Source organism: Streptomyces sp. NPDC055025 (assembly GCF_053608565.1).
Genome location: NZ_JBSGVS010000027.1, coordinates 85,556 through 110,151, shown reverse-complemented (window position 1 = coordinate 110,151; position 24,596 = coordinate 85,556). Strand labels below are relative to the sequence as shown.

At 70.2% G+C, this 24,596-nt stretch carries 20 protein-coding genes and 1 pseudogene; 11 read left to right on the top strand and 10 right to left on the bottom strand.

Going from position 1 to position 24,596, the window contains the following annotated elements:
* Nucleotides 1-240 precede the first annotated feature (240 nt).
* Nucleotides 241-771, bottom strand: a complete 531-nt coding sequence (locus tag ACWGDX_RS18570) for a DUF6328 family protein (RefSeq protein ID WP_453626806.1) — start codon at nt 769-771, stop codon at nt 241-243.
* Between the two features lie 400 nt (nt 772-1,171).
* Between ACWGDX_RS18570 and ACWGDX_RS18565 the strand changes: the two genes are divergently transcribed.
* A complete protein-coding gene (locus ACWGDX_RS18565) occupies nt 1,172-3,892 on the top strand; it encodes a glycosyl hydrolase family 95 catalytic domain-containing protein (RefSeq protein WP_453626804.1) in 2,721 nt (906 codons plus the stop codon).
* Between the two features lie 102 nt (nt 3,893-3,994).
* Here the strand turns inward: ACWGDX_RS18565 and ACWGDX_RS18560 are convergent, their stop codons facing one another.
* Nucleotides 3,995-4,543 (bottom strand): DoxX family protein, encoded by a 549-nt coding sequence (locus ACWGDX_RS18560; protein WP_453626802.1) that lies wholly within the window; start codon nt 4,541-4,543, stop codon nt 3,995-3,997.
* A gap of 219 nt (nt 4,544-4,762) precedes the next feature.
* Between ACWGDX_RS18560 and ACWGDX_RS18555 the strand changes: the two genes are divergently transcribed.
* On the top strand, nt 4,763-5,773 hold the full coding sequence (locus ACWGDX_RS18555) for an SPFH domain-containing protein (RefSeq protein ID WP_453626800.1): 1,011 nt from the start codon (nt 4,763-4,765) through the stop codon (nt 5,771-5,773).
* Entirely contained in the window at nt 5,770-6,669 is a 900-nt protein-coding gene (locus ACWGDX_RS18550; protein WP_453626798.1) for a hypothetical protein, read from the top strand. The genes ACWGDX_RS18555 and ACWGDX_RS18550 overlap by 4 nt, the downstream gene beginning before the upstream one ends.
* 148 nt (nt 6,670-6,817) lie before the next feature.
* On the opposite strand, the gene ACWGDX_RS18545 is transcribed toward ACWGDX_RS18550, so the two are convergent.
* A complete protein-coding gene (locus tag ACWGDX_RS18545) occupies nt 6,818-8,056 on the bottom strand; it encodes an SGNH/GDSL hydrolase family protein (protein WP_453626796.1) in 1,239 nt (412 codons plus the stop codon).
* A 140-nt stretch (nt 8,057-8,196) separates the two neighbouring features.
* On the opposite strand from ACWGDX_RS18545, the gene ACWGDX_RS18540 reads away from it, so the two are divergent.
* Nucleotides 8,197-8,892 (top strand): endonuclease, encoded by a 696-nt coding sequence (locus ACWGDX_RS18540; RefSeq protein WP_453626795.1) that lies wholly within the window; start codon nt 8,197-8,199, stop codon nt 8,890-8,892.
* Between the two features lie 53 nt (nt 8,893-8,945).
* On the opposite strand, the gene ACWGDX_RS18535 is transcribed toward ACWGDX_RS18540, so the two are convergent.
* The gene (locus ACWGDX_RS18535; RefSeq protein ID WP_363085377.1) at nt 8,946-9,155 is read right to left on the bottom strand and encodes an antitoxin; all 210 of its coding nucleotides are present in this window, start codon (nt 9,153-9,155) and stop codon (nt 8,946-8,948) included.
* A gap of 102 nt (nt 9,156-9,257) precedes the next feature.
* Nucleotides 9,258-9,608 carry a luciferase domain-containing protein gene (locus ACWGDX_RS18530; protein ID WP_453626822.1) on the bottom strand — a complete coding sequence of 117 codons (351 nt, stop codon included), beginning with the start codon at nt 9,606-9,608 and terminating at the stop codon, nt 9,258-9,260.
* A 241-nt stretch (nt 9,609-9,849) separates the two neighbouring features.
* Between ACWGDX_RS18530 and ACWGDX_RS18525 the strand changes: the two genes are divergently transcribed.
* Nucleotides 9,850-10,419, top strand: coding sequence for an inositol oxygenase family protein (locus ACWGDX_RS18525; protein WP_453626793.1), 570 nt, complete (start codon nt 9,850-9,852; stop codon nt 10,417-10,419).
* Nucleotides 10,420-10,527: 108 nt separating this feature from the next.
* Here the strand turns inward: ACWGDX_RS18525 and ACWGDX_RS18520 are convergent, their stop codons facing one another.
* Together ACWGDX_RS18520 and ACWGDX_RS18515 are read right to left on the bottom strand one after the other, a co-directional pair.
* On the bottom strand, nt 10,528-12,102 hold the full coding sequence (locus ACWGDX_RS18520; RefSeq protein ID WP_453626792.1) for a M1 family metallopeptidase: 1,575 nt from the start codon (nt 12,100-12,102) through the stop codon (nt 10,528-10,530).
* 134 nt (nt 12,103-12,236) lie between these two features.
* On the bottom strand, nt 12,237-14,633 hold the full coding sequence (locus ACWGDX_RS18515; RefSeq protein WP_453626790.1) for an MMPL family transporter: 2,397 nt from the start codon (nt 14,631-14,633) through the stop codon (nt 12,237-12,239).
* A 235-nt stretch (nt 14,634-14,868) separates the two neighbouring features.
* On the opposite strand from ACWGDX_RS18515, the pseudogene ACWGDX_RS18510 reads away from it, so the two are divergent.
* From ACWGDX_RS18510 to pgm, 3 genes and pseudogenes are all read left to right on the top strand, one after another.
* Nucleotides 14,869-15,072: pseudogene (locus tag ACWGDX_RS18510) on the top strand (lytic polysaccharide monooxygenase); the annotation flags it as partial.
* A 13-nt stretch (nt 15,073-15,085) separates the two neighbouring features.
* Nucleotides 15,086-15,808 carry a chitinase gene (locus tag ACWGDX_RS18505; protein ID WP_453626820.1) on the top strand — a complete coding sequence of 241 codons (723 nt, stop codon included), beginning with the start codon at nt 15,086-15,088 and terminating at the stop codon, nt 15,806-15,808.
* A gap of 184 nt (nt 15,809-15,992) precedes the next feature.
* A complete protein-coding gene (gene pgm / locus ACWGDX_RS18500; RefSeq protein WP_453626788.1) occupies nt 15,993-17,633 on the top strand; it encodes a phosphoglucomutase (alpha-D-glucose-1,6-bisphosphate-dependent) in 1,641 nt (546 codons plus the stop codon).
* A gap of 69 nt (nt 17,634-17,702) precedes the next feature.
* On the opposite strand, the gene ACWGDX_RS18495 is transcribed toward pgm, so the two are convergent.
* Complete coding sequence (locus ACWGDX_RS18495; protein ID WP_453626786.1) at nt 17,703-19,304, bottom strand: GMC family oxidoreductase; 1,602 nt, start codon at nt 19,302-19,304, stop codon at nt 17,703-17,705.
* A gap of 249 nt (nt 19,305-19,553) precedes the next feature.
* On the opposite strand from ACWGDX_RS18495, the gene ACWGDX_RS18490 reads away from it, so the two are divergent.
* Complete coding sequence (locus tag ACWGDX_RS18490) at nt 19,554-20,081, top strand: DUF4142 domain-containing protein (protein WP_453626784.1); 528 nt, start codon at nt 19,554-19,556, stop codon at nt 20,079-20,081.
* A 157-nt stretch (nt 20,082-20,238) separates the two neighbouring features.
* On the opposite strand, the gene ACWGDX_RS18485 is transcribed toward ACWGDX_RS18490, so the two are convergent.
* On the bottom strand, nt 20,239-20,892 hold the full coding sequence (locus ACWGDX_RS18485) for an SIMPL domain-containing protein (protein ID WP_453626782.1): 654 nt from the start codon (nt 20,890-20,892) through the stop codon (nt 20,239-20,241).
* A gap of 281 nt (nt 20,893-21,173) precedes the next feature.
* Here ACWGDX_RS18485 and ACWGDX_RS18480 point away from each other — a divergent pair, with 281 nt between their 5' ends.
* Entirely contained in the window at nt 21,174-22,154 is a 981-nt protein-coding gene (locus ACWGDX_RS18480) for a ketopantoate reductase family protein (protein WP_453626781.1), read from the top strand.
* Here ACWGDX_RS18480 and ACWGDX_RS18475 read toward each other — a convergent pair.
* Nucleotides 22,151-23,692 (bottom strand): FAD-dependent monooxygenase, encoded by a 1,542-nt coding sequence (locus ACWGDX_RS18475; protein WP_453626818.1) that lies wholly within the window; start codon nt 23,690-23,692, stop codon nt 22,151-22,153. The two genes, ACWGDX_RS18480 and ACWGDX_RS18475, sit on opposite strands and share 4 nt — an antisense overlap.
* A 153-nt stretch (nt 23,693-23,845) precedes the next feature.
* Between ACWGDX_RS18475 and ACWGDX_RS18470 the strand changes: the two genes are divergently transcribed.
* Nucleotides 23,846-24,481, top strand: a complete 636-nt coding sequence (locus ACWGDX_RS18470; RefSeq protein ID WP_453626779.1) for a TetR/AcrR family transcriptional regulator — start codon at nt 23,846-23,848, stop codon at nt 24,479-24,481.
* Nucleotides 24,482-24,596: the final 115 nt, after the last annotated feature.

Below are 24,596 nucleotides of genomic sequence, written 5' to 3'. Positions count from 1 at the left end.
GCCGTGGATCGCAAGGCGGAGGAGGGAGCCCACGCGGAGCGTAGGCGACCGACGACAACGCGGCGAGGCGCGGTGCCAGGGCACGCGAGCCCAGCCAGATCCGAACGAGAGGCCCAAGGTCGACCACTTCACGGCGACCACCTCCTTCCTCGTCCATGGCGGCTCCCCCTCGTGTGGTGCTGCCCCTCGTATGACGCCGTCCCCGCCGCCGGGGTTGCCCGCGCGGAGGCCGGTCCTCCGTCATCCCTCGCGTTCCAGACGGCGTTTGAGAACCACCGGCAGGACCAGCCAGCAGCACGCGAACCACACCAGGACGACGGCCGCGACGGCCCAGGCGTAGCCGGATCCCAGTGCGACCCGGAGCAGCAGGAGCACCGCGCAGGCGATGGCGGCGAAGAGCAGGGCGATACCGGTCCCGAGCAGCCGCCCTGTCGTACGGACGAGCTGGGGCTTGCGTCTGTGCCCGGCCAGCATGCGGTGTACGGAGACCGGGGCGATCAGCGCTCCGGTGGCCAGCGCCCCGAACACCACGGTGACCACATAGAGGTTCTTGTCGAACCAGCCCAGCCGCGCGAAACGCGGTGTGAAGGCGACGCTGAGCAGAAAGCCGAACAGGATCTGCGCTCCCGTCTGCGCCACCCGCACTTCCTGGAGCATCTCGCCCCACTGGCGGTCCGCCCGCCGCTCCGGGCTCTCGTGCCGTGCGAAGCCGTGCGTCCGGTCCTCCTGTGCGGCAGCGTCGCGCTCCGGCGGTCCGTGGTCGTCTGCCATGGCCCTCCTCGGGAATCCCACGACGGCATCGCCGACGGCGGGCCCGTCCTCGTCCCGTATCCGCATGTAAGCGCGTGGCCGCCGCTCGTACCACCCGGTGGGCGCACATGGCCGCGCAAGTGGCCGCAGCGCGCCGCCAAGACCGCCCCCGTGAGCTCAGCGGCGCCATCCGCAGCAGACGTATCCATGGAGATCCGATCAATGTGTTGCACAGGACGGCGGAATAGTTCTGCGCGGCTACTTGACGGCCCGAAACCTCCGATGTTCACTGCATGTTGCGAACATGTCACCTTGCTGCTTCCTGGAGCACCGTGCCGATCAGGTGTTTCCCGGGCCATAGCGAACCCGTACGCCCCCCTGCCATTCGGCACCCCCTCGCCACTCGTGGGAGTGACACACGATGAGACCCAACCGAATAGTCGCATTCGTCCTCGCTGTCGGCTGTCTGCTGAGCGGGCTCGCCGGCGGTTCGGCGTCCGCGTCGACCACCGACGCCGCGTTCAACAACGCGACCGGAGCGCTGAACGTCGACTACGCCAGCTATCTCTCCAAGCACGACATCGTCTACAACCGGCCCAACACCAACCCCGATTACGGACTGACCGTCGGCAACGGCCGTATCGGTGCCATGGCATGGCAGAACAACGGTCTGTCCATGCAGGTGTCCGGGGTCGACACCTCCCAGCAGACCGCGTTCGGCGGCGGACTGCTCAATCTGGCCACCACCCCGGCGATGGACAGTGGGTACTCCACCTACCAGCAGCGTCTCTCGCTGTACGACGGGACACTCACCACCAAGTACGACAACAACCGGACCGTCACCGTCATGGGTTCCCCGAACTCCGAGGTGATGGGCATCCATGTGGACGACACACGGAGCGGGGTGTCCAGCATCGCTCTGGAGCTGAGCCTGTGGGATGTGAGCCAGCTCGGGAACAGCGGTGATGTGCCCAATCTCGACACCTGGAAGACGGTGTCCACCTACGCCGACTCCACCGGCGCGGGGCTGAGCCGGGGCCAGGCCGATCCGCAGAACTTCGGTTACACCCTGGCCGCGACCGTGGAAGGCGCCGCGTACTCCGCGCAGGTCGTCGACGGCCGCAAGGTACGGCTGACGATCACACCGTCCAGCAGCTATACGATCTGGTTCACCGCGAGCAGCCGGGTCAACGCCCCCGGCAACAACTCGGTCACCCAGGCCAAGAACGCGCTGAACTCGGTGAAGGGCACGGGCTACACGACCACCCTGAACAACTACCGCAACTGGTGGCACGCGTTCTGGGAGAAGTCGTTCGTGCAGTACTCCAACGGGTCCCGTGAAGCGGACTACATGGAGAACGTCTACTACCTCAGCACGTACATGATCGCCGCCGGCGGCTACGCGAACTATCCGTTCCACTTCATCAACGGCACCTTCCGGGCCACCGGGGACGCGACGAAGTGGAGCAACTCGTACTGGTACTGGAACCAACGGGACGTCTACAACTCGTTCCTGGCCTCCAACCACGCCGATCTGTTCAGCGGGTTCAACAAGCTGTACAGCCGCAACTTCGACGCCCTCAAGGCGTACACCCGGACCAGATACAACGTGGACGGGATCTGGGTACCGGAGACCATGGGCTGGGACGGCAACGCCCGGGGCACGGTCAACAGCGACTACACCAAGAACATCTGGTCGACCGGCGCCGAAGCCGCGTACAACATGTATCTCCAGGCCAAGTACACCAACGACACCAACTATCTGCGGAACACGGCCTATCCGTTCATGCGTGAGGTCGCCAAGTTCTACGCGGCGAAGCTCTCGTACGACAGCGGCACCGGCAAGTACTACGTGGCCACGTCGAATTCGCACGAGACCTACTGGAACGTGCCCAACGCCATCACCGACCTGGCCGCCGTACGCACCCTGTTCCCGCTGGCCATCCAGACCGGCGCCGATCTGGGCCTGGACGCCGATCTGCGTCCGCAGTGGCAGCGGATCGTGGACAACCTGATCGCGTATCCGTCGGACGCGAACGTGTATCTGCCGCACACTCCCCCGATCGCGCAGACACGCAACAACGAGAACGTGGCCGCCGAGCTGATCTGGCCGTACGACCTCACCGGGATCGGCTACCCCGACCAGCAGAAGGCCATCAACACCTGGAACGCCCGGCCGTTCCCGTACGGCAACGTATGGGCGAACGACGCGGTCCAGGCCGCCAGGCTCGGTCTCGGGGACCAGACGTTCCAGGGCATGAAGACCATGCTGCGCCAGTACCAGAACTATCCCAACGGTCTGACGGCCAACACCAACGGTGTCTTCGAGTATCTCGGGGTGCATCTGACGGCGACGAACGAGTCGCTGCTCCAGTCGTACAACGACAAGATCCGGGTCTTCCCCGCCGTGCCCTCGGACTCCTCGTTCGTCGGCAAGTTCAGTCTGCTGGCCAAGGGCGGCTTCCTCGTCAGCTCGGAGCGCGAGGCGGGCGAGATCAAGTACGTGGGGCTGAAGAGCCAGTACGGCAACAGCACCCGGATCGTGAACCCGTGGGGTACGCAGCAGGTCCGCGTCCGCCGGGTCTCCGACAACGCGACCGTACTGACCACGAGCGCCGCCGAGTTCGCGCTCAGCACCTCGGCCAACACCGTGTACGTCGTCGAGCGCACGGCCAAGCCGCTCAGCTCGTACACCTCCACCCGGCTCACCGGGACGGCCAACCAGGACGCGAAGTCCCTGGCGAACACCAACTCCACGCTCGGCCTCGGCTCGACCGCGAACCCGATGGTCAACAACACGGCGGTGACCTACGACAGCAACTGGTACCTGACGACCAACCGCGGCTACGGCGACTACAACGACGACACCCACCACAGCAACACGGTGGGGGCGACGGCGCAGTACACCTTCACCGGCACCGGGATCCAGTACCTCTCCGAACGCAACGGTGACATGGGCACGGTGGACGTCTATCTGGACAACGCCTTCCAGGCGACGGTCGATCTGAGAATCACCGGCGCCCGGCAGGCCCAGCAGACCGTCTGGCAGAAATCCGGGCTCTCCCGGGGCTCGCACACCATCAGGATCGTCAACAGGAGCACAGCGGTCGGCATGATCGACGCCTTCCGCATCACTCCGTAACCGCGGAGACCCGGGCGGGGACGCGTCGTCGTGAGGTGACGCGTCCTCCCCGGTGGAGGGGCGGTGGCCAGGGCGGCGGCCACCGCCCCTTCTCGCTGCCCCTCACCGCCCGGCGGGCGCGTCCTCGTCACTCTCCCGGGCAGCCGCCGCCATGTCCCTGGCGCGCTTCCCGATGACCAGCGCCGCCCCCGCGGCGCTGGCCGCGAAGGCGACGGGGACCATCCACCGCTGGTCGAACCGGTGACAGGTGACATGGTCCAGCGAGTAGCGGCCGGCGCCCATGAGACCGACGGAGGCCGCGGTCCAGCCGAGAAGGCCCGGAAACTCGAATCCGCCGGACTGGCCGAAGAAGCCGTTGGGAAAGTGCACCGCCGACGCGCCCGCCATACCGGCGGCCGCCGCCGCCCCGGCCGCCGGGGTGGCCAGCCCCAGGGCCAGCAGCAGACCGCCTCCGGCCTCGGCGAGTCCGGAGGCGATCGCGCTCGGCCTGCCGGGCTTGTAGCCCATGGCCTCCATCCCCTGCGCGGTCCCGCCGATCCCCGCGCCGCCGAACCAGCCGAAGAGCTTCTGGCCGCCGTGCGCGGCGAGCACGGCTCCGACGCCGAGCCGCAGGGTGAGCAGTCCGAGGTCGCGTCGGTTCACACAGGTCATGGCGGGCTCCGGGGTGTGGGGGCGTCAGGCGTGCCGGGGAGTACGGACGTACGACTCCACTCTCGGCGGAGGGGCACGCGAGGGGGCAGCGTTGCTGGGCCGTACGGGTCGCCCCGACGCACCCGTCCCCCTTATGTCACCTTGACGATAATCAGGGGATCTCGATATCGTCCCCATGACGAAAAGGGACGAGGGAAAGAGAAAGAGGGGGACCCTTCCATGGCCGACATCACCCGCCGTCTCGGCCGGCGCCATCTCCGCTCCGCGCCGACCGCCCATGTCCGCCACCACCGGCGCGGCCGGCTCGTGCACGACGGGCCAGGACTGAGTTTCTGGTTCCGGGCGCTGACCGCCGCGCTCTCCGAAGTCCCCGTCGACGACCGCGAGCTGGCGATGGCCTTCCACGCGCGTACGGCCGACTTCCAGGACGTCACCGTGCAGTCCACCGTGACCTACCGGATCAGCGATCCGGCCGTCGCCGCCGCCCGTATCGACTTCTCCATCGACCCGGACAGCGGGATCTGGCGGGGCGCGCCGCTGGAGCAGATCGCCACCCTGCTCACCGAGACCGCCCAGCAGCACGCGCTCGACGTGCTGGCCCGTACGGTCCTCTCGGCGGCCCTGGCGGACGGGGTCGCGGCGGTGCGCGAGCGGATCTCCGAGGGGCTCGGCGCGGAACCGCGGCTGCCCGCCACCGGGATCGAGGTGGTGGCGGTACGGGTCGTCGCCGTCCGCCCCGAGCCCGAGGTGGAGCGCGCGCTGCGCACCCCCGCCAGGGAGCAGATCCAGCAGGAGGCGGACCGGGCCACCTATGAGCGCAGAGCCGTGGCCGTCGAGCGCGAGCGGACCATCGCCGAGAACGAACTCGCGAGCCGGATCGAACTGGCCCGCAGGGAGGAGCGGTTGGTCGAGCAGCACGGCACCAACGCCCGTCGTGAGGCCGAGGAGAGCGCCGCCGCGGACGCGGTACGGGCGGAGGCGGAGGCGCTGCGCACCGTACGGCTGGCCAGGGCCAAGGCCGAGGCCGAGCGGGAGACCGGCGAGGCACGGGCCGCCGCCCAGTCCGCCTGGCTGCGGGTGCACGCCGAGGTGGACGCCGCCACCCTGCACGCCCTGGCCGCCACACGGCTCGCGGAGAATCTGCCGCGTGTCGAGAGCGTCACCCTCTCCCCCGATGTGCTCACCGGTCTGCTGGCCAGGCTGGGCCGGCCGAGCGGGGACGGGGCGTGAGCCTCGCGCCCCGCGCGGTGCTGGTCCACCGCACCAGTGAGTACGAGGAGCTGCTCGCCCGGCACGGCACCCATGGCCAGGCCGCCTTCTTCCTCTCCTCGCGCGGCCGGTCCGTCGAGGAGGTGGCGGAGCGGCACCGCCGGGCGCGCCGGGCGCTGGCCGAGGTGGCGGCGGCGGTACCGCCGCGCTGGCGGCAGGCCCGGGTGGAGCGCGCGGATCTGGACCGGTTTCTCTTCGCGCCCGAGGATGTGGTGGTCGTGGTGGGGCAGGACGGTCTGGTCGCCAACGCCGCCAAGTATCTGTCGGGCCAGCCGGTGGTGGGGATCGACACGGACCCGGGACGCAATCCCGGTGTGCTGGTGCGCCATCGGGCCGCCGACGCGCCCGCGCTGCTGCGGGCGGCCACCGCCGGCGGGGGCTCCGTCGACGAGCTGACCATGGCGGAGGCCGTCACCGACGACGCGCAGCGCCTGCTCGCGCTCAACGAGATCTACCTCGGGCGGCCGGACCACCGGACGGCCCGCTACCAGCTCGGTCCCGACGAGGAGAACGCCCCGGCCGAGTCCCAGGCGTCGTCCGGGGTTCTGGTCGGCACCGGCACGGGCGCCACCGGCTGGCTGGGCTCGCTGCGGCGCGAGCGCGGCGGCGGGCCCCCGCTCCCGGGGCCCGCCGAACCCCGGCTGATCTGGTACGTACGGGAGGCCTGGCCCTCCCCGGTCACCGGCACCTCGCTGGTGGAAGGGGTGCTGACCGCCACGGAACGGCTCCGGATCACCGTCGAGGCCGACCGGCTGGTCGCCTTCGGGGACGGTATGGAGAGCGACGCCCTGGAGCTGACCTGGGGACAGACGGTCCGGGTGGGCAGATCCGCCACGTCGCTGCGGCTGCTCGGGTGAGTGCGCCCCTCGCCCCTCGGCCCCAGCCCCCGGCCCCCGGCCGCCTCGTCCCCCGGTCTCCCGGCCCCCTCGGTCCCCGTGCCTCGTCCCCGCGGGTGCGGCGCCAGGGGGTGAGCGGGAGCGTCAACCCCCCGGCGCGGCAAGGGCGTTACCTGGAACAGCGCAGGCTTCGCAGATCGATGGCGTCGGCCATGGCCTTCATCCCCGCGTCGTTCGGGTGCAGACGGTCCCCGCTGTCGTACGCGGGCAGGATCTTCGCCGGGGCCGCGGGGTCCTTGACCGCCGCGTCGAAGTCCACGACCGCGTCGAAGGCGCCGCTGCCCCGGATGAAGGCGTTGACCTCCTGGCGAATGGCCTCACCGCCCGCGTTCCACTCGTACCAACCCTCGTACGGCATGACGGTGGCTCCGGCCACACAGACCCCGGCGGCATGGCTGCGCTCGATGATCCGGCGGTATCCGTCGATCAGCTGGGCCGCCGTGGGCGGGGGCGTGGCCTTGATGTCGTTGACGCCTTCGAGCAGGATCACCGTACGCAGCCCGCGCTGTGACAGCACATCACGGTCCAGCCGCTTCAGCGCGCTCACCCCGGCGCCGTCCGAGAGGACCTTGTTGCCGGAGATCCCCTCGTTGGCGACGCCCTTGAGCGTGCTCCCGGCATCGTTTCGGAGCCGTCCCGCCAGGAAGTCGGGCCAGCGGCGATTGGCGTTCGCGGTCGAGATGGCGCCGTCGGTGATCGAGTCGCCGAGTGCCACGACGGCTCCCGTGCCGCTCGGGGCGTCGACCACGACCGCGTCCAGATAGAAGCGGAAACCCGTCTGCTGGGTGAAGGCGGCGGCGGACTCCTCGGCCGCGTGATTTCCGGCGGGTGCGATGTAGGAGGTCTGGAGCCCCATCCGGTGGCCGGTGGCCGTACCGGCCGCGTTCCGCACATACACGCTGACGGCGAGATCGGACTGCGGGGCCACGGTGCCCGGCAGCGGATCGCTGTAGACGGAACCGCCCGGCGCGACGGTGACGGAGGCGGCGCCGCCGAAGGACAGCGCGCGGTTGGTACCGGCGGCCACGGCGGCGCCGGACCCCCGTACCCCGGCGTAGGCGCGGCCGAAGGTCACCGGCTGCTCGCCGAAGGCGTTGGAGAGCCGGACGCGCAGACCGCTGCCGCCCGCGCTGGTACGCACGACGATCCGATGGGTCTGGTCGGGGACGGCGGCGTCCATCCGGTCGGCGCTGGCGCCCCAGGTGACCACCGGGGTGGTGGCGGCGGCACGGTCCGGGAGCCCCGAGGAGCCGAAGGACACGGCGGGGGCGCCGAGGACAGTGGCGAGCGCGAGGGCGATGACGGCGATCGCGCGGGAGGCGCGCAGGGGTAACACCGTTCTGTTCATTGCGGGTTGAACCCTCCGTAGAAACGGTCGTGCTCATGTCATAAAGAGACACGGACAGAAAGCGCTTCCGGTTCGGTGCGCGCACATGTGCGACCGCCGTCGGACCGCGCCACAATGGAAGAGCCGGAGCCGATACGGCGATGTCAGCCGGACGGAGGAGGTGCGCCGTGCCGGAAACCAGCGATCGCGAGACCGTACGGAAGCTGCTCGCCACCCATGGCCGTACGTACGCCGCTCAAGCGGGTATCCATCTGCGGAACACTCCCCAGCCGCTCTACCAACTGCTCGTCCTGGCCTGTCTGCTGAGCGCGCGCATCCGCAGCGACACCGCGGTCGCGAGTTCCCGCGCCCTCTCGGAGGCCGGTCTCCGCGACGCGCGCCGGATGGCGGACGCCACCTGGCAGGAGCGGGTGGACGCGCTGGGCCGGGGCGGCTACCGCCGCTACGACGAACGCACCGCGACCCAGCTCGGGGTGGGCGCCGAGCTGCTGCTCGACAAGTACCACGGCGATCTGCGCGGGCTGCGCGAGGCGGCGGGCGCGGACACCGGCGCGCTGCGGGCGCTGCTGCGGGAGATTCCCGGGCTCGGTCCCGTGGGGGCGGACATCTTCCTCCGCGAGGTCCAGGGGGTCTGGCCGGAGGTCGCCCCGTATCTGGACGAGAAGACCCTCCAGGGCGCGCGGCGGCGCGGACTGCCCGATGAGCCCGAGGCGTTGGCGCGGCTGGCCGATCACACCGATCCCGCCGTCTTCGCGGCGGCGATGGTACGGGCCGCTCTCGAAAGGACCGGGAAGCGGAACGAGAGCACCGGGAAGCGGAGCGCCCGCCATACATGAGGCGCCTCTCCGTGCAACTCCTCGCACGGCAAGGCGCCTTCACAGCGGATGACTCAGGTGGTCGGCGGCCGGTCGTCGTGGGGCCGGCGCGGCGGCTCGTTGGTGCCGAGCTGCTCGTTGATCTTCTTCTGGGCGGTGTCGACCTGCCCCTTGTATTTGTTCCCCGTCTTTCTGTCGAACGCGTCGCCCGCCTTCTCCACCCCCTGGCGGACCGTGCCCTCATGCCCCTTGATGAGGCCCTTCAGCTTGTCGAGCATCGACATGTTCGGCTCCTCGCTCAGAACGGTTCATGTCCACCTTCACCGCTGTCCGGCGATCCCGCATCCGCAGTGCCGCACGGACAGCGCCACCGCCCGGACCGGACATCAGCGGATGCGGGCGTAAGCGCGCTGCCGGGTGCAGGGATCGCTCACCACACCCGTGCCGTCGTCCCCGGGCAGCCCGGCGACCGCCTGGAGCGCGGCGCTGACCAGGGTGACCAGGAGATCGATGTCCGCCCCGGTGTCGAGCCGTACGGTGACCCAGCCGCAGCCGGCCCGCAGCCGAAGCGCGGTGGACCTCTTGAGCGCCGGACGAAGCTTGGCGATCATGGCGTTGGTGAGATGAACATCTGCTTCGTTCTCACCATGGAAATGAACTATTTCCTGTGTATCCGTGCGTACACACGGATCTGTGCCGCAATAGGCCCGGCCGCCGCTGAGACCTGGCCATGTCATCAGCCGTTCGCCGGCATGTCTGGCAGCGTTCATGCTCCCAGCGTGCCTTACCACGACCTCCGCGGACAGGGAAAACGAGAACAAATGTCCTCGTCTTTGCGGAGTTCCGCGCGCCCGACGAGCCTCGGGCGGACGGCTTTTGTTCGCCACGTGTTCAACGCTCCGTCCGCCGGCCCGTTCATCCCTCCATGATCTCCTCGGCAGGGCGACGGCAGACATTTCAGGACGAGAAAGGGCCGGCATGGCTGCGAACTCGGTCGATGAGCTGATGGATCTCCTGCACGCGTGCCGGGGCGTCTGGGACACCCCCGACCGCAGCGGCGGCCCCGTCGATCTCCATGACCACGCCCTCCAGACGGCCGCCCTGCTGCGCCGCAGGCACCCCGCCGACAAGGAGCTCCAGATCGCCGGTCTGGTCCACGACCTGGGCCATCTGCTGCTGCCCGGGGACGACGCGGGGCACGGGGACCGGGGCGCCGACGCCGTACGCCCGCTGCTCGGCGACCGGGTGGCGCGGCTCGTACGGCTCCATGTGCCCGCCAAGCGCTATCTGGCCGCGATGGAACCGTGGCACACGCTCTCGGAGCAGGGCGCGCGGACGCTGCGGCTCCAGGGCGGGGCGATGACCCGGGCGGAGGTGGAGGCCTTCGTCCAGGACCCGTTGGCCGAGGACGCGGTGCGGCTGCGCAGGGCCGACGACGAGGGCAGGGCCGTCGGACTGGACGCGGGAATCATGGAGGACTGGCGGCCGGTCCTCGAATCGGTCGCGGCCGGCCACCATCATGTCGGCGTGCGTTCGCGGTACCAGTAGACACGCGGTACCCGTACCCGTGGCTGCGTGGCACCAGCGGGTACGGGTACCGGTACCGCGAACGGCACGGTGTCCAGGGGCCTTCCGGGAGAGGCGCGGCCCTGGTTCCTACTGACCGAGCGTCGCGCTCCCGAGGTCCTTCGGGGAGACGGGCAGCAACTGCCGGCGCGCGGTGGAGCCGCTCGGCGGGGTGACCGTCCAGTCCGGGTGGCCGGGCATCCGCGGGGTCTTCGTGCCGTACAGCCACTCGGTGAGGAAGCCGGTCAGATCCTGCCCCGACACCTCGGACGCCACGGCGATGTACTGCTCCGTGGAGGCGCTGGAGTTGCGGTACCGGTCGAGGAAGGCGTGCTCGATACGGCTGAAGGCCTCCTCGCCGACCAGGGTCCACAGCGCGTAGAGAACGAGCACACCGCCCGTGTAGCGCTGGCTGTGGAAGAGGTTGGCGGCGGTCGGCACGGCGACGGGACCGGCGTCCTGGCGCCACTGGTCGCCCCGGGAGTAGATGTCCTTCATCCGGGCTTCCATGCTGGTCAGGCCGATCGAGTCGGGCCAGCCGCGCTCGTAGCGGTAGAGCAGCCCGTAGTAGTCCGCGTGCCCTTCGTTGAGCCAGAGGTCGGCCCAGGTGGCGGGTGAGACGAGATTGCCGAACCAGTTGTGGACCAGCTCGTGCATCATGTGCGAGCCGATCAGATTCTCCGTCTGGAGAAGGAAGTTCGGCTTGTAGATGGTGAGGGTCTGGGTCTCCAGACCGGTGAAGTCGAAGGCGGCGGGATCGTCGGTGTTGGCCGGCAGGATGCCGTACGTCTCGAACGGGAAGGCGCCCAGCCGCTGCTCCAGCCAGCCGAGCTGATGAGGCGTCAGGGCGAGCGCGGGCTCAAGTGCCGCCGCGCGCGCGGTCGGTACGACATCGCGCAGCCGCAGCCCGCTCGGGCCCTGCCGTTCGACCACCTGGTAGTCGCCCACGGTGACCTGGATCAGCTCGGTGGCGAGCGGGTCACGTGAGCGGTAGGTGACGGTGGTGGTGCCGTGGGCCTTCCTGGTGGAGACCAGCGAACCGGTCGCGACGGCCGTCAGTCCGTCGGGCGCGGTGATACGGAAGGTGAAGTCGGCCTTGTCGCTGGGATGGTCGTTGCACGGGAAGACCGTGCGCGCCAGGTCCGGCTGTCCCGCCACGGCGAAGCCGTCGGGGGTGGGCACCCAGCCGTTGTACGGCGCCTGGATCTTGCGCGGGTCGGCGGTGTAGTCGACCCGTACGGTGAACGTGTCGTGGTTCGCCACCCAGGACCTCGGGGTGACCACCAGCTTCTCGGCCAGCTGCTCGAAGGCCGCCTCCCGGCCGCCCACCCATACCCGGTGGACCACGAAACCGACCGCGTCGAGGGAGAAGCGGGAGAGATCCTGGGTGGCGCGCGCGGTGACGGTCACGCTCGCGTCGACGAGCTTGGTGTCGGCGCGGTAGGTGAAGTCCAGCAGATAGGCGGAGACGCGGTATCCGGTGTTGCCGAGTACGGGGTAGACGGGGTCGTCCAGACTGTCACCGCCCGGGGTCCCCCCGTGTCCGGCACCCCGTGCGCCACGGCCGTCGGCGCTCTGCGCCCGCGCGGCCGGGGAGAGGGTCAGAGCTGCTGCTGTGCCGAGGAGCGCGGCCGCCGGGGCCGTCACTCTGGTGCGGTATCGCATGTTTCTCTTTCGGCTCGTTCCAGAAGGGTGTGGGTCTCGACGGCATGGGAGTGGTCGAACCCAGGCCGTACAGGTGATCTGAGCGGCGTGATCCGACCGGAAGTGATCACACCAACTGCCGGGACGCAGAGGTGTCATGGCTGGTTCCCGCCATCCCGGTATCGGTTCCGGGACCGGTGGCGGCCCCCGGCAACGGCCCGGTCATGCCGGTCCCTCGTCTCCGCGCGGGGCGTGTCCGCGCGGCGCCCGACCACATGGGGCGTACCGATACGGGGCAGGATCCGGTCCAGCCGGCGGGGCAGCCACCAGGCGCGTGCGCCGAGCAGTGTCATCGTCGCCGGGACCAGCAGCAGCCGGACGATCGTGGCGTCGATGAGCACGCTGACGGCCAGTCCGAGGCCCAGCATCTTGACCACGATGTTGTCGCTGAGGACGAAGGCGGCGAAGACGCTGGCCATGATCAGCGCGGCGCAGGTGATCACCCGCGCCGTGATCTCCAGACCGTGCGCGACCGCCGCTCTGCTGTCACCGGTGAGCAGCCAGGCCTCATGGACCCGGGCGAGCAGGAAGACCTCGTAGTCCATGCTCAGTCCGAAGACGATGGCGAACATCATCATCGGCACATAACTCTCGATCGGCACCGTCCCCGAGACCCCCAGCGAGGGCCCTCCCCACCCCCATTGGAAGACGGCGACCACCACTCCGTACGACGCGGCGATCGACAGGAGATTGAGCACGGCGGCCTTGAGCGCCACCAGCAACCCGCGGAACACGGTCAGGATGATGAGGAACGCCAGGGCGACCACCACACCGATGATCAGCGGGAGCCGCGCCCTGATGATGCCGAGGAAGTCCTCCGCGGCGGCGGTCGCGCCCGTGACATAGGTCCGGGCGGCGGTGCCGGAGACACCCCGGGGCAGGACCTCGTCCTTCAGCCGGGTGAAGAGCGCGGAGGTCCCCGCGGACTGCGGCGAGGTCGCGGAGACCACCGTCGCGGTCAGCACCTGACCGTCCTCGGTGGGCCGGAGAGGGCTGACACCGGCCGCGCCCGGGACATCGGCGAGCGCCCTCGCGAGGCCGGCCGCCAGCGCGGGACGCCCGGCGGGCGGCACCCGGCTCCGGTCGACGACAAGGAGGAACGGACCGTTGGCGCCCGGCCCGAAGCCCTCGGTGACGAGGTCGTACGCGCGCCGGTCGGTGAAACTCCTGGGGTCGGCGCCGTCGTCGATATGGCCGAGGCGGATGGAGAGGACGGGGACCGCGAGTACGCCCACGGCGACGAGCCCGGCCAGCAGGAACCACCAGGGACGGCGCTCGACCCGCTGGGCGTAGCGGTGCCAGCCGCCCCGCGCCTCGGCGGACCGCCGCTCGCGCGGCTGCCGCGCACCGCCCGCGCGCGGGGCCGGAAGGCCCTCCGCGACAGGCTTTCTGACGTGGTAGCGGTCGATACGGCGGCCGGCGAGTCCGAGCAGGGCGGGTACGAGGGTGATCGCGCCGAGGACGGCGGTGACGACCGTGACGGCGGCGGCCACACCCAGCTTGCCGATAAAGCTGACCTGCGAGACGTACAGCCCCGCCAGGGCGACGATGACGGTGCATCCCGAGACCACCACGGCCCGGCCACTGGTGGCGACCGCCAGACCGGCCGCCGTCGCCGGATCCGCGCCGTCCATGAGCTGCTGGCGGTGACGGGTGATCAGGAACAGCGCGTAGTCGATCCCGACGCCCAGTCCGGTCATCGTGGCCAGGGTGGGCGAGACACTGGCGAAGGTGGACACGGCGGCGATCAGTCCCAGACAGCCCAGCCCCACGGCGACGCCGATCAGGGCGGTGAGCAGGGGGACGCCCGCGGCGATGACACTGCCGAATCCGAGGAGCAGGACGGTGACCGCCACCGCGAACCCGATGACCTCACTGTGCAGATCCGTCGGCAGGGGCCGGGCGAGTTCCCCGAGCGGGCCGCCGTACTCGACGCGCACCCCGGCGGCGCGCAGCGGCTCGACCGCCCGGTCGACCTCCTGGAGATAGGCGGCGCCGAACGAGGTGGGAATGGCGTCGAACCCCACGGTGATGAATCCGGTCCTCGCGTCGGCGGTCAGCGCGCCCGTGGGCGGTGCCGAGGGCGTCGCCGGCAGCGGGCTCACCACGGAGATGACATGCGGAAGTGTCCGGAGCGAGGCGACGGTCCGGTCGATCCGGCTCCGTACGGCGGTGAGGGGCCTCCGTGTGTCGTGCAGGACGACCTGGCCGCCGATACCGCCCGTGCCGGGAGCGTGCCGGGCGAGCACCCGCGCGCCGTCGTCCGACTGTGTGCCGGGGAGCGAGAAGTTGTCGGAGTAGGTGCCGCCGAAGGCTCCCTGGAGCGCGTGCACCCCGCCGAGCGCGACCAGCCAGAGTACGAGGACGACGGCGAAGCGCCGCGCGCACCACTCCCCCAGCCGCTGGAGCCCGTCGGCCTCCGGAAGGTTCCCCGGCGCTTCCGTGTCCGTGGCGCTCCGCTCGCTGCCGCTCCGCTCGCTCCGCGACGTCATACGGTCCCCCCGAGGGTGCCGGCCTCGTCCTGGCCCGATAAATGTCGGCATTTTATAGGGTTCATCAGGAAAAGGCGGGCTCAGGACTTCATCCGGCGCGCCCCGGCCTTTCACGCGCCTCCCCGCACATCCACGCTCCCTCCACACACGCCCCTGTGACCCTCCGTCACCTCACACGGGCCTCAACTGGTCTTTCGCGCAACACCCTTGACGAGGACACGTCGGCCGACATGGTCATGCCACCAGCACCTGGCAGTACTTCGCCGGTGGCCGGCGGATCGCCGAGTTCAACGACAACGGGGCGCAGCCCGGTGCCACGGTCAGCCACCAGGTGGACTTCGGTGGCCTGACGGGCCGGCAGAAGGTGCTGGCGGTGTGGAACATCTCCGACACCACCAACGCGTTCTACGCCTGCGTCGACGTCAACATCGGCGGCTGAGGAAGGAGATCCCCTGCGTACACGTCTGCTCGGAGCGCTCACCGCGACCGCCTCGGCCGCCGCTCTCTCCCTGCTCGCCCTGGCGCCCTCATCGGTCGCCGAAACAGCGCCGACGGCCGATTTCGTCGTCAACGAGGCCCAGTTCAACCAGATGTTCCCGAACCGGAATCCGTTCTACACGTACGGCGGACTGACCGCCGCGCTGAGCGCCTATCCGGGCTTCGCGGGCACGGGCAGCGACACCGTGAAGAAGCAGGAAGCGGCGGCCTTCCTGGCGAATGTCGGCCATGAGACCGGCGGACTGGTCCATGTGGTGGAACAGAACACGGCGAACTATCCGCACTACTGCGACGCGTCGCAGCCCTACGGCTGCCCGGCGGGCCAGGCCAAGTACTACGGCCGCGGGCCCATTCAGCTGAGCTGGAATTTCAACTACAAGGCGGCGGGGGACGCGTTGGGCATCGATCTGCTCAACAATCCCGATCTCGTGCAGAACGACTCCGCCGTGGCGTGGAAAACCGGTCTCTGGTACTGGAACACCCAGAGCGGTCCCGGAACCATGACTCCCCACCATGCCATCGTGAACGGCGCGGGATTCGGCGAGACCATTCGCAGCATCAACGGAAGTATCGAATGCAACGGCGGGAACCCCGCCCAGGTGCAGAGCCGGATCGACCGCTACACGAGTTTCACCCAGATCCTCGGGGTGGAGACGGGCGGCGATCTCAGCTGCTGAAGCGGACACCGTGACACACGGTGAGGGCGGTGCCATCGGCTCGGTGGCACCGCCCTTGGCGTGCCCGGTCCGCGACCGGCCCGGCAGGAACGTCCCCGCGGCGGGGCACCCGCCACGCGCGGCGGCGGCCCGGGAAAATAGGACCGCGAACCGATCGCAGCAACCGACCTGGAGGAGTGGGCAGATGCCGCACGAACGAGCGGGACAGCCGGCCCGGCCGGAGGATCTCATCGATGTCGCCCGGCTGGTGACCGCGTACTACGCGCTGCACCCGGACCCGGGCGAGCCCGCCCAGCGCGTCGCGTTCGGGACCTCCGGACACCGCGGCTCGTCCCTCGCCACCGCGTTCAACGAGGACCACATCGTCGCGACCAGCCAGGCGATCTGTGAGTACCGGGCCGGTCAGGGCGTCACCGGGCCGCTCTTCCTGGGCGCGGACACCCACGCACTGTCCGAACCGGCCCGGGTGAGCGCCATCGAGGTGTTCGCCGCCAATGACGTGACCGTGCTCATCGACAGCGCCGACGGCTACACCCCCACCCCTGCGGTGTCGCACGCCGTCCTGGCCCACAACCGGGGGCGTACCGCGGGGCTCGCGGACGGTGTGGTGGTCACGCCGTCGCACAATCCCCCCGCGGACGGCGGCTTCAAGTACAACCCGCCGAGCGGCGGCCCGGCCGGCTCCGAGGCGACCGGCTGGATCCAGGACCGGGCCAACGAGATCATCGCGGGCGGGCTGAAGGACGTACGGCGGATCCCGTACGTCCGTGCCCAGGCCGCGCCGGGCACCGGACGGTACGACTTCCTCGGCACCTATGTGACGGATCTGCCCGCCGTGCTGGACCTGGACGCGGTGCGCGCCGCCGGGGTGCGGATCGGCGCGGATCCGCTGGGCGGCGCGTCGGTCGCGTACTGGGGCCGGATCGCCGAGCAGCACCGGCTCGATCTGACGGTGGTCAATCCGCTGGCCGATCCCACCTGGCGGTTCATGACACTGGACTGGGACGGCAAGATCCGGATGGACTGCTCGTCGCCGTACGCGATGGCCTCGCTGATCGACCGGCGCGACGAGTACGGGATCGCCACCGGCAACGACGCCGACGCCGACCGGCACGGCATCGTCACCCCGGACGCCGGGCTGATGAACCCCAACCACTATCTCGCCGCCGCCATCGGGTATCTCTACGCCCACCGGGACCGGTGGCCCGCCACGGCGGGCATCGGCAAGACGCTGGTGTCGTCCGGGATGATCGACCGCGTCGCCGCGGATCTCGGGCGTGAGCTGGTCGAAGTGCCCGTCGGCTTCAAGTGGTTCGTGGCCGGGCTGGCCGACGGGTCGCTCGGCTTCGGCGGGGAGGAGTCGGCCGGCGCGTCCTTCCTGCGGCGCGACGGTTCGGTGTGGACCACCGACAAGGACGGCATCATCCTGGCCCTGCTGGCCTCCGAGATCCTCGCGGTCACCGGCAGGACGCCCTCCGAGCACTACGCCACGCTCACCACCCGCTTCGGGGCGCCCGCGTACGCCCGTATCGACGCGCCCGCCACCCCGGCGGAGAAGTCCGTACTGGCCCGGCTCTCGCCCGAGCAGGTCACGGCGGACACCCTCGCGGGCGAACCGGTCACCACCGTGCTCACCGAGGCGCCGGGCAACGGCGCGCCCATCGGCGGCATCAAGGTGATCACCGAGAACGCGTGGTTCGCGGCCCGCCCCTCGGGCACCGAGGACGTCTACAAGATCTACGCCGAGTCCTTCCTCGGCGCCGACCATCTCGGCCGGGTGCAGGAGGAGGCCAAGGGCGTCGTCTCGGCGGCCCTGGACGGCTGACCCGAACAGACCGTGTACCGGACCGTGTACGGACCCCGCCGCCGCTCGCTCCCACCGAAGGCGGCGGGGCTACACACCGGGCGACGGCGGCGGGGGTGCGGCGGGTACGGGCCGCACGGCCGGGGGCCGGGGCGGGGAACGCAGCAGATCCGCCGCCCGTTCGGCGATCGCGTAGACGGTGGCGACCGTATTCGCGGAGACGATGGTGGGCATCACGGAGGCGTCGGCGACCCGCAGTCCGCCGATGCCGTGCACCCGCAGCTCGGTGTCGACGACGGCCATCCCGTCCGTACCGATCCGGCAGGTGCCCACCTGGTGCGAGTACGTCCGCAGGCTCCGGTACAGATAGGCGCGCACGCTCTCGCTGTCGTCGTCACGCACATCGGGGCCCGGCAGCACCTCCTCGTCGCGCCATGGATCAAGGGCGCGGGCGCGCCCGATCTCGCGGGCGAAGCGCAGTCCGGCGGCCATTCCCGCCAGGTCGCGCGGGTCGGCGTAGTAGTCCGGGTCGAGGCGGGGCGGTGTCCCGGGCTCCGCGCCGGCCAGCCGGACGGTGCCACGGCTGTGCGGTGTCACCGCCGAGAAGGCGACGGTGACGCCCTGGCCGGGATCGGGCAGCCGGGGCGGCAGAGCGGGGGCGTAGTACGGGATCTCCATGACCTGGAACTGGAGATCCGGCTTGTCCCGGGCGGGATCGCCGCGTATCAGGCCGATCACCTCGGCGTGATTGTTGACACCGGGCGGTATGTGCCGCGCCGGGCGGTAGACGACGGTGGACCTGGGGTGGTCCTGGAGATTCGCCCCGACCCCGGGAAGATCGAGGACGACCTCGACCCCCACCTGGCGCAGATGTGCGCGCGGACCGATGCCGGACAGCATCAGCAGCTGCGCGGAGCCCACCGTACCCGCGGCGAGTACGACCTCTCCCCGGCATCCCGCCGTGAACATCCCGCCGTCCACGCCGTACTCCACGCCTTCGCACCGCCCGTTCCGCACCAGAACACGGTGTGCCGACGCGCCGGTCACCACATCGAGGTTCGGGCGGCCCAGCACCGGCGTGAGATAGGCGTCGGCGGAACTCTGGCGCCGGCCGTCGACGACATTCAGATCCGCCCAGCCGAACCCCTCCTCCAGTCCGGCGCCGATGTCGTCCACGGTCGGACAACCCAGCTCGGCCGTCGCCGCCAGGCCCGCGTACGCGACAGGATGGCGTACGGCCGCCGGCGCCACCGTCAGCGGTCCGCCCACTCCCCGGACAGCGGGATCGCGCCGCTCGATGTCCCGGGTGTCCTCGGCGCGCATCAGATACGGGAGCAACTCGTCGAAGCCCCAGCCCTTGGCACCGGCCGCGGCCCACGCGTCATAGCTCGAACGGTGACCACGGATGAAGCACATTCCGTTGATGGCGGAGGATCCACCGAGCCCGCGCCCGCGCGGCCAGGGAATGGCCGTCCCGGTCGCGCGCTGCACGACGGACGTGCCCGCCCAGTCCGCCGGTGTCCCCTGGAGGCTCGGCCAGGCGGACGGCACGGTCTCCGGCGGCCGACGGGCACCGGCCTCCAGCAGGAGCACCCGCGAGTCCGCGTCCTCCGACAGCCGGGCGGCCAGTACGCAGCCGGCCGTCCCTCCGCCCACGACGATGAAGTCATAGCTGACGTCATAACTGTCCACTGTGGATCCCTCGCGCTTCAGACTCCGGACCAATGGTACCCAAACGCGCCAAACGGGTGAAAAGGCAAGTCCGAGCGATGAGTGCAGGACCGGATATGACGGCCATTCGCGTGATGAATGTGGTGATGTTGTGAGCACACGGCGTGGCGAGGGAAGGCATGACCATCGGACACCGACACGCGTGCCCGTTCATCGACCGGTCTGACACGAGCTGTGTGCGTCCCAGGCCGGGCGAAGGGAGCAACGCTGATGATTGCTGTGCGACGCATCGCCGCTGCCGCGACGCTGGCAGCGCTGGCCGGCATATCCGCGCCTTCCGCGTTCGCGGCGGCCAGGGCCGCCGACGACGCGCCTTTTCTGAAGGAGATTCATCAGGGGAACCTGGCGGAGATCCAGGCGGGAGAGGACGCGGGCAAGAACGCCAAGGCGACATGCGTGAAGACGGTCGGCGCCACGCTGGTTCGCGACCACAAGAAGCTGGACGCCGACGTCAAGGCACTGGCGGGCAAACTCGGCGTCGCTCTGCCCGCCGCGCCCTCCGAGGAGCAGAAGCAGGCACTGGCCGCCGTGCAGGCGAAGGCCGGCACGAGCGGGTACGACAGCGCCTGGCTCACCACCGAGGACAAGGGGCACGTGGCGACACTCAAGCTGATCGACCACGAGATCGACACAGGGAGCAACGCGCAGGTCAAGGCGGCGGCCCGGGTGGCTCGTCCCGTGGTGGAGGGCCACCTGGACATGATCCGCGACTGCAAGGCCGAGCTGAACCCGACCTGAACCCGGACCTGACTTCACCTGACCGGGGAAGTCCGCCCCTCACGGAGTCCGAACCCCACGGAGACCGGTCGCTGCGACGCCACCGACGGCCATGGCAGCGACCGGACCCGTCACCGGCGGGACAAACAGCCTGCAGGCAAGGCCTACGGCGCGCCGGTCAGTCGCCGATGATCGAGAACCCGACGAGCACGCCCGCGGAGACACTGACCTTGCCGGGGGCCAGATCGCCCTCGCCGTCGCCCCCGCCTCCTCGGCCGTGACCGTGACCGTGATGGGAGTTCCACATCTGCTCGGAATCCACGTCCTTGATGTGGATCACCGGACCGAGCCGGACACCCGCGGCCTCCGTGTAGAGCACCGCCTTCTCGCGTGCGGCGGCCACGGCGGCCGTGCGGGCCTGGGCGCGCAGTTCCTTCTTCGTACTCACATCGAACTCGACACCGTCGACCTGGTTGGCCCCGGCCTCCACGATGTCGACCAGAACGGTCTCCAGGATGTCGAGTTCACGCAGTTCGACCACGAAGGACGCGGTGCACTCGTAGCCGCGGAACGTGCGCTCGTTGCCATACGTCCAGGAGGACTCCAGATTGAGACGCGACGTGGACACGGCGGCGTCGGGGATCCCATGGCCGCGCACCGCGTCCCGGATCCGGTTGACCGCGGTCCGGGTGACCTCGAAAGCCTCGCCCGGCTTCTGTCTCATCTGCTTGATCGCCACCCGCAGTCGGGCGACATCCGGCACGGCGTCGACACTTGCCGCGCCGAAGACCGACACACCCCATGGGGCATCTATGGATTGAGTACCGTTCATACCGCCATCCAACCAGGCGGGCCATCGGCGAGAGACCGCATACGTACGGGGCTTCAGGGACCGCGCCCAGGACGGGCGTCCGTCGTGTGGGGGGGGGCCGGGCGCGCGGGCCGGATCCCGATCCCTCACAGGCGCGTTTGCGGGGAGGGACCAGAAGCGTACTTTGGGGTAAGGCGGCCCGTAGCACCCGTAGCACCCGTAGCACCCCCACCCCGTCTGCTGTACCGCCCCCACCCGCCGCACCGCCCCCACCGGCAGTCATACCGCTGTAGGAGGTCCTGATGAGACTTCTGGTCGTAGGCGCTGGGGCCACGGGAGGTTATTTCGGGGCCAGACTGGTGCGCGCGGACAGGGATGTCACCTTTCTGGTGCGCCCCGGGAGGGCGGCCGTCCTCCGGGAGCGGGGGCTGCGGATCACGGGCGCCGGTGAGGACGACCGTATCGACGCGCGGTTGGTCACGGCGGCCGAACTCCGCGACTCCCACGGCTCGGACGGTTCCACGGACGGCTCGGACGGCTCGGACGGTCCCTACGACCTGGTCCTGATGTCGGTGAAGGCGACAGCGCTGGCCCAGGCGATGGAGGACATCGCGCCGGCCGTCGGTCCTTCCACCGCGATCCTGCCCGTCCTGAACGGCATCGGGCACCTCGATGCGCTCAGCGCCCGGTTCGGTACGGCGGCGGTGCTGGGCGGGGTGGCGCTGCTGGCCACGTCCGTGGACACGCGGGGGGACATCGTCGTACTGGCCCCCGGTGCGAAACTGACGCTCGGCGATCAAAGCGGCGGCGCCGCGAGTCCGCGCACCGGGCGCGCCCTTGAACTGCTGGGCGGAGCGGGCTTCGACGTCACGGTCTCGGAGAACATCCTGGCGGAGATGTGGCACAAGTGGGTCTTCATCGCCACCGCGGGGGCGATCACCTGCCTGATGCGCGGCACGGTCGGTGACATCGTCTCCGTACCGGGTGGCACCGAGTACGCGAAGGCCGTTCTCACCGAAACGGCCGCCGTGTCGGCCGCCGCGGGATTCCCGCTCCCGGACGAACGGTTCGCCACCCTTCGGAAGACGCTCACCCAGCCGGATTCGTCCTTCGGGCCGTCCTTCTACCGGGATGTGACGGCGGGCCGCTCGACCGAGGTCGAGCATGTCTTCGGTGATCTGACCAGCAGGGCCGCCGCGCTCTCCGTCCCCACTCCGCTCATGGATCTCGCGACCATGAATCTGCGCGTCTACGAACACCGAAACACGAACCCTCCCGTCTAGACCTGCCGCTCGCTTGTCAGGCCGGCGGCGATGGCGGGGAGCAGCGTTGTGCGGCAGGCGTCGAAGTCGTCGGCGGCCCAGCAGAGATAACCGTCGGGGCGGAAGAGCAGGGCGGCGGCGCCCAGATCGTCGGCGCTTGTGGCACGTACGAGGTCCACCCGCGCCGGGAGCCGGAGGTCGGCCGGGACGATTCCGGCCAGATCGAGCAGAACGGCGTGCCCGGAACCGAAGAGCGCCGACAGCCGGGTGGGCCCGGTCCGGGTGACCAAATCGGCGTCCGGCAGCCGCTGTCCGGTGAGCGGATGCCCGTCGGACAGCTCGTAGCGCAGCGAGAGGCCGGACATCAGGCCCGCGAGATGACGGTTGGCGTCCGGCAGCCGCAGAAGGTCGATGAAGATGTCGCGCAGCGCGGCCACGTCCTCGCCCAGCCGCGGGGCCGCCAGGACGCGCTGTGCTGACGTGTGGTGCAGCACCTGGGCCCCGACCGGGTGCCGTTCCGTGTGGTAACTGTCCAGGAGGCCGCTCGGCGCCCGGCCCTGGACGGCCGCGGCCAGCTTCCAGCCGAGGTTGACCGCGTCCTGTATGCCGAGGTTCAGACCCTGGCCGCCCAGCGGCGGGTGGATGTGCGCGGCGTCCCCGGCGAACATGACGCGGCCGACGCGGTAGTGCTCCAGTTGCCGGGTGGCGTCGGTGAACCGCGAGGAGTTGTCCACCGCGCCGAGCGTGGTCTCCTCGCCGTAGACGGCCCGCAGGGCGGCGGCGACCTCCTCGTGAGTGACTTCGGTGTCGCGGACGACCTCGGCGTCGCGGACGACCTCGGCGTCGCGGACGACCTCGGCGTCGCCGGTGTCGCTGGTCACCTCGGCGTCGCCGGTGACGTCCGTCCGATCCGCGCGCCCGAAGGTGAACCGGTACCGGTCACCCCCGATGGGGACCAGTATCGCCCAGTAACCGTCCGCCTGACGGGTCAGATCACTCATATGTCCGACCCGTCGCGGCACCAGCGACGAGACAGCGGACAACCGGATGTCGGCCAGGACCGCGAGATAGGTTCCCGGCCTGCCGGGGAACGGCAGCCCGAGCAGTTTCCGAACCGTACTGTGTCCCCCGTCGCACGCCGCCAGATAGCGCGCCCGCACACACAGATCGCCCGCCGTGACGCTCACGCCCTCGTCCGACCCGACGTCCGGGACCGCGGCGACCGCCGCGACCGCGACGCCCCGCAGGATCCGCGCGCCGGCGGCGACCGCCCGTTCCTCCAGCACCTCCTCGATCACCCACTGGGGAATCCCGATCGGAAAAGGGTGTCTGGTACGCCAGGGGGCGCAGTCCAGCGGCACCGGCAGGGCCGCGAAGTGCCCGCCGACCGGATCACTCGGCGTGGCCCGCCGCAGCAACGGCTCCAGCAGCCCGCGCGACTCCAGCAGTTCAGCGGTACGGGGCTGGATCGCGCCGCCCTTCACCTGCTCGACGCGCCGGGGCAGCTTCTCCAGCACCAGGGTCTCGACTCCCGCCAGAGCCAGTTCGTACGCGAGCATCAGCCCGGTCGGGCCCGCGCCCACGATGACCACCTCGGTCTCGATCTCCGACAGCGCTTTCACTCTCACACTCCATCCGGTCACTCACCTTGGTGCACATGTATACCAGGTGCAGAAATCCACCTGGGGCAGGTCTCTGCTACCGTCGACCTCGTGGACGGCAAGCCAGGACTGCGGGAGCGCAAGAAGCAGCGGACTCACGCGGCGATCTCCGAGGCGGCGATCACGCTCTTCCTCGAACACGGCTTCACCCAGGTCTCGGTGGCCCAGGTGGCCGAGGCGGCCGAGGTGTCCAAACGCACGCTCTTCGCCTACTTCCCGGCCAAGGAAGACCTCGTGGTGCACCGCCTCGCCGACCACGAGACCGAAGCCGCCGGGGTGGTACGGGCCCGCCCGGCCGGCAGCACCCCGCTGACCGCGCTGCGCGAGCACTTCCTCAAAGGGTTGCGCGAGCGTGACCCGATCACGGGCCTCAACGACAGGCCCGAGGTGCGCGCGCTCCACCGGATGATCCTGGACACCCCCTCACTGGTGGCCCGGATGGAACGGTTCAAGATCGGCGCCGAACGCACACTCGCCCAGGCACTGCGCGAAACGGCGGACACCCCGGAACTCACCGCGCGGCTGGCCGCCGTCCAACTCATCGCGGTGCAGTGGGCGCTGGCCCAGGACAACGCCGAACGCCTGGCGTACGGCGAACCGGCCGACGAGCGCTACACGGGCGCGGTGAGTGACGCCGAGCACGCGTTCGGGCTGCTGGAGAACGGGCTGGGCCCTCTGATCCCGTGACCCCGCGCGTGATCAAGGCCGTCCGCGATGGTCCGCCCTGTTCGGGAGGCGGACCAGGGGGGCGCTCATGAGCCGCGAGCTTGGGCCGCACCACAAACTCGTACTCATCGATCGG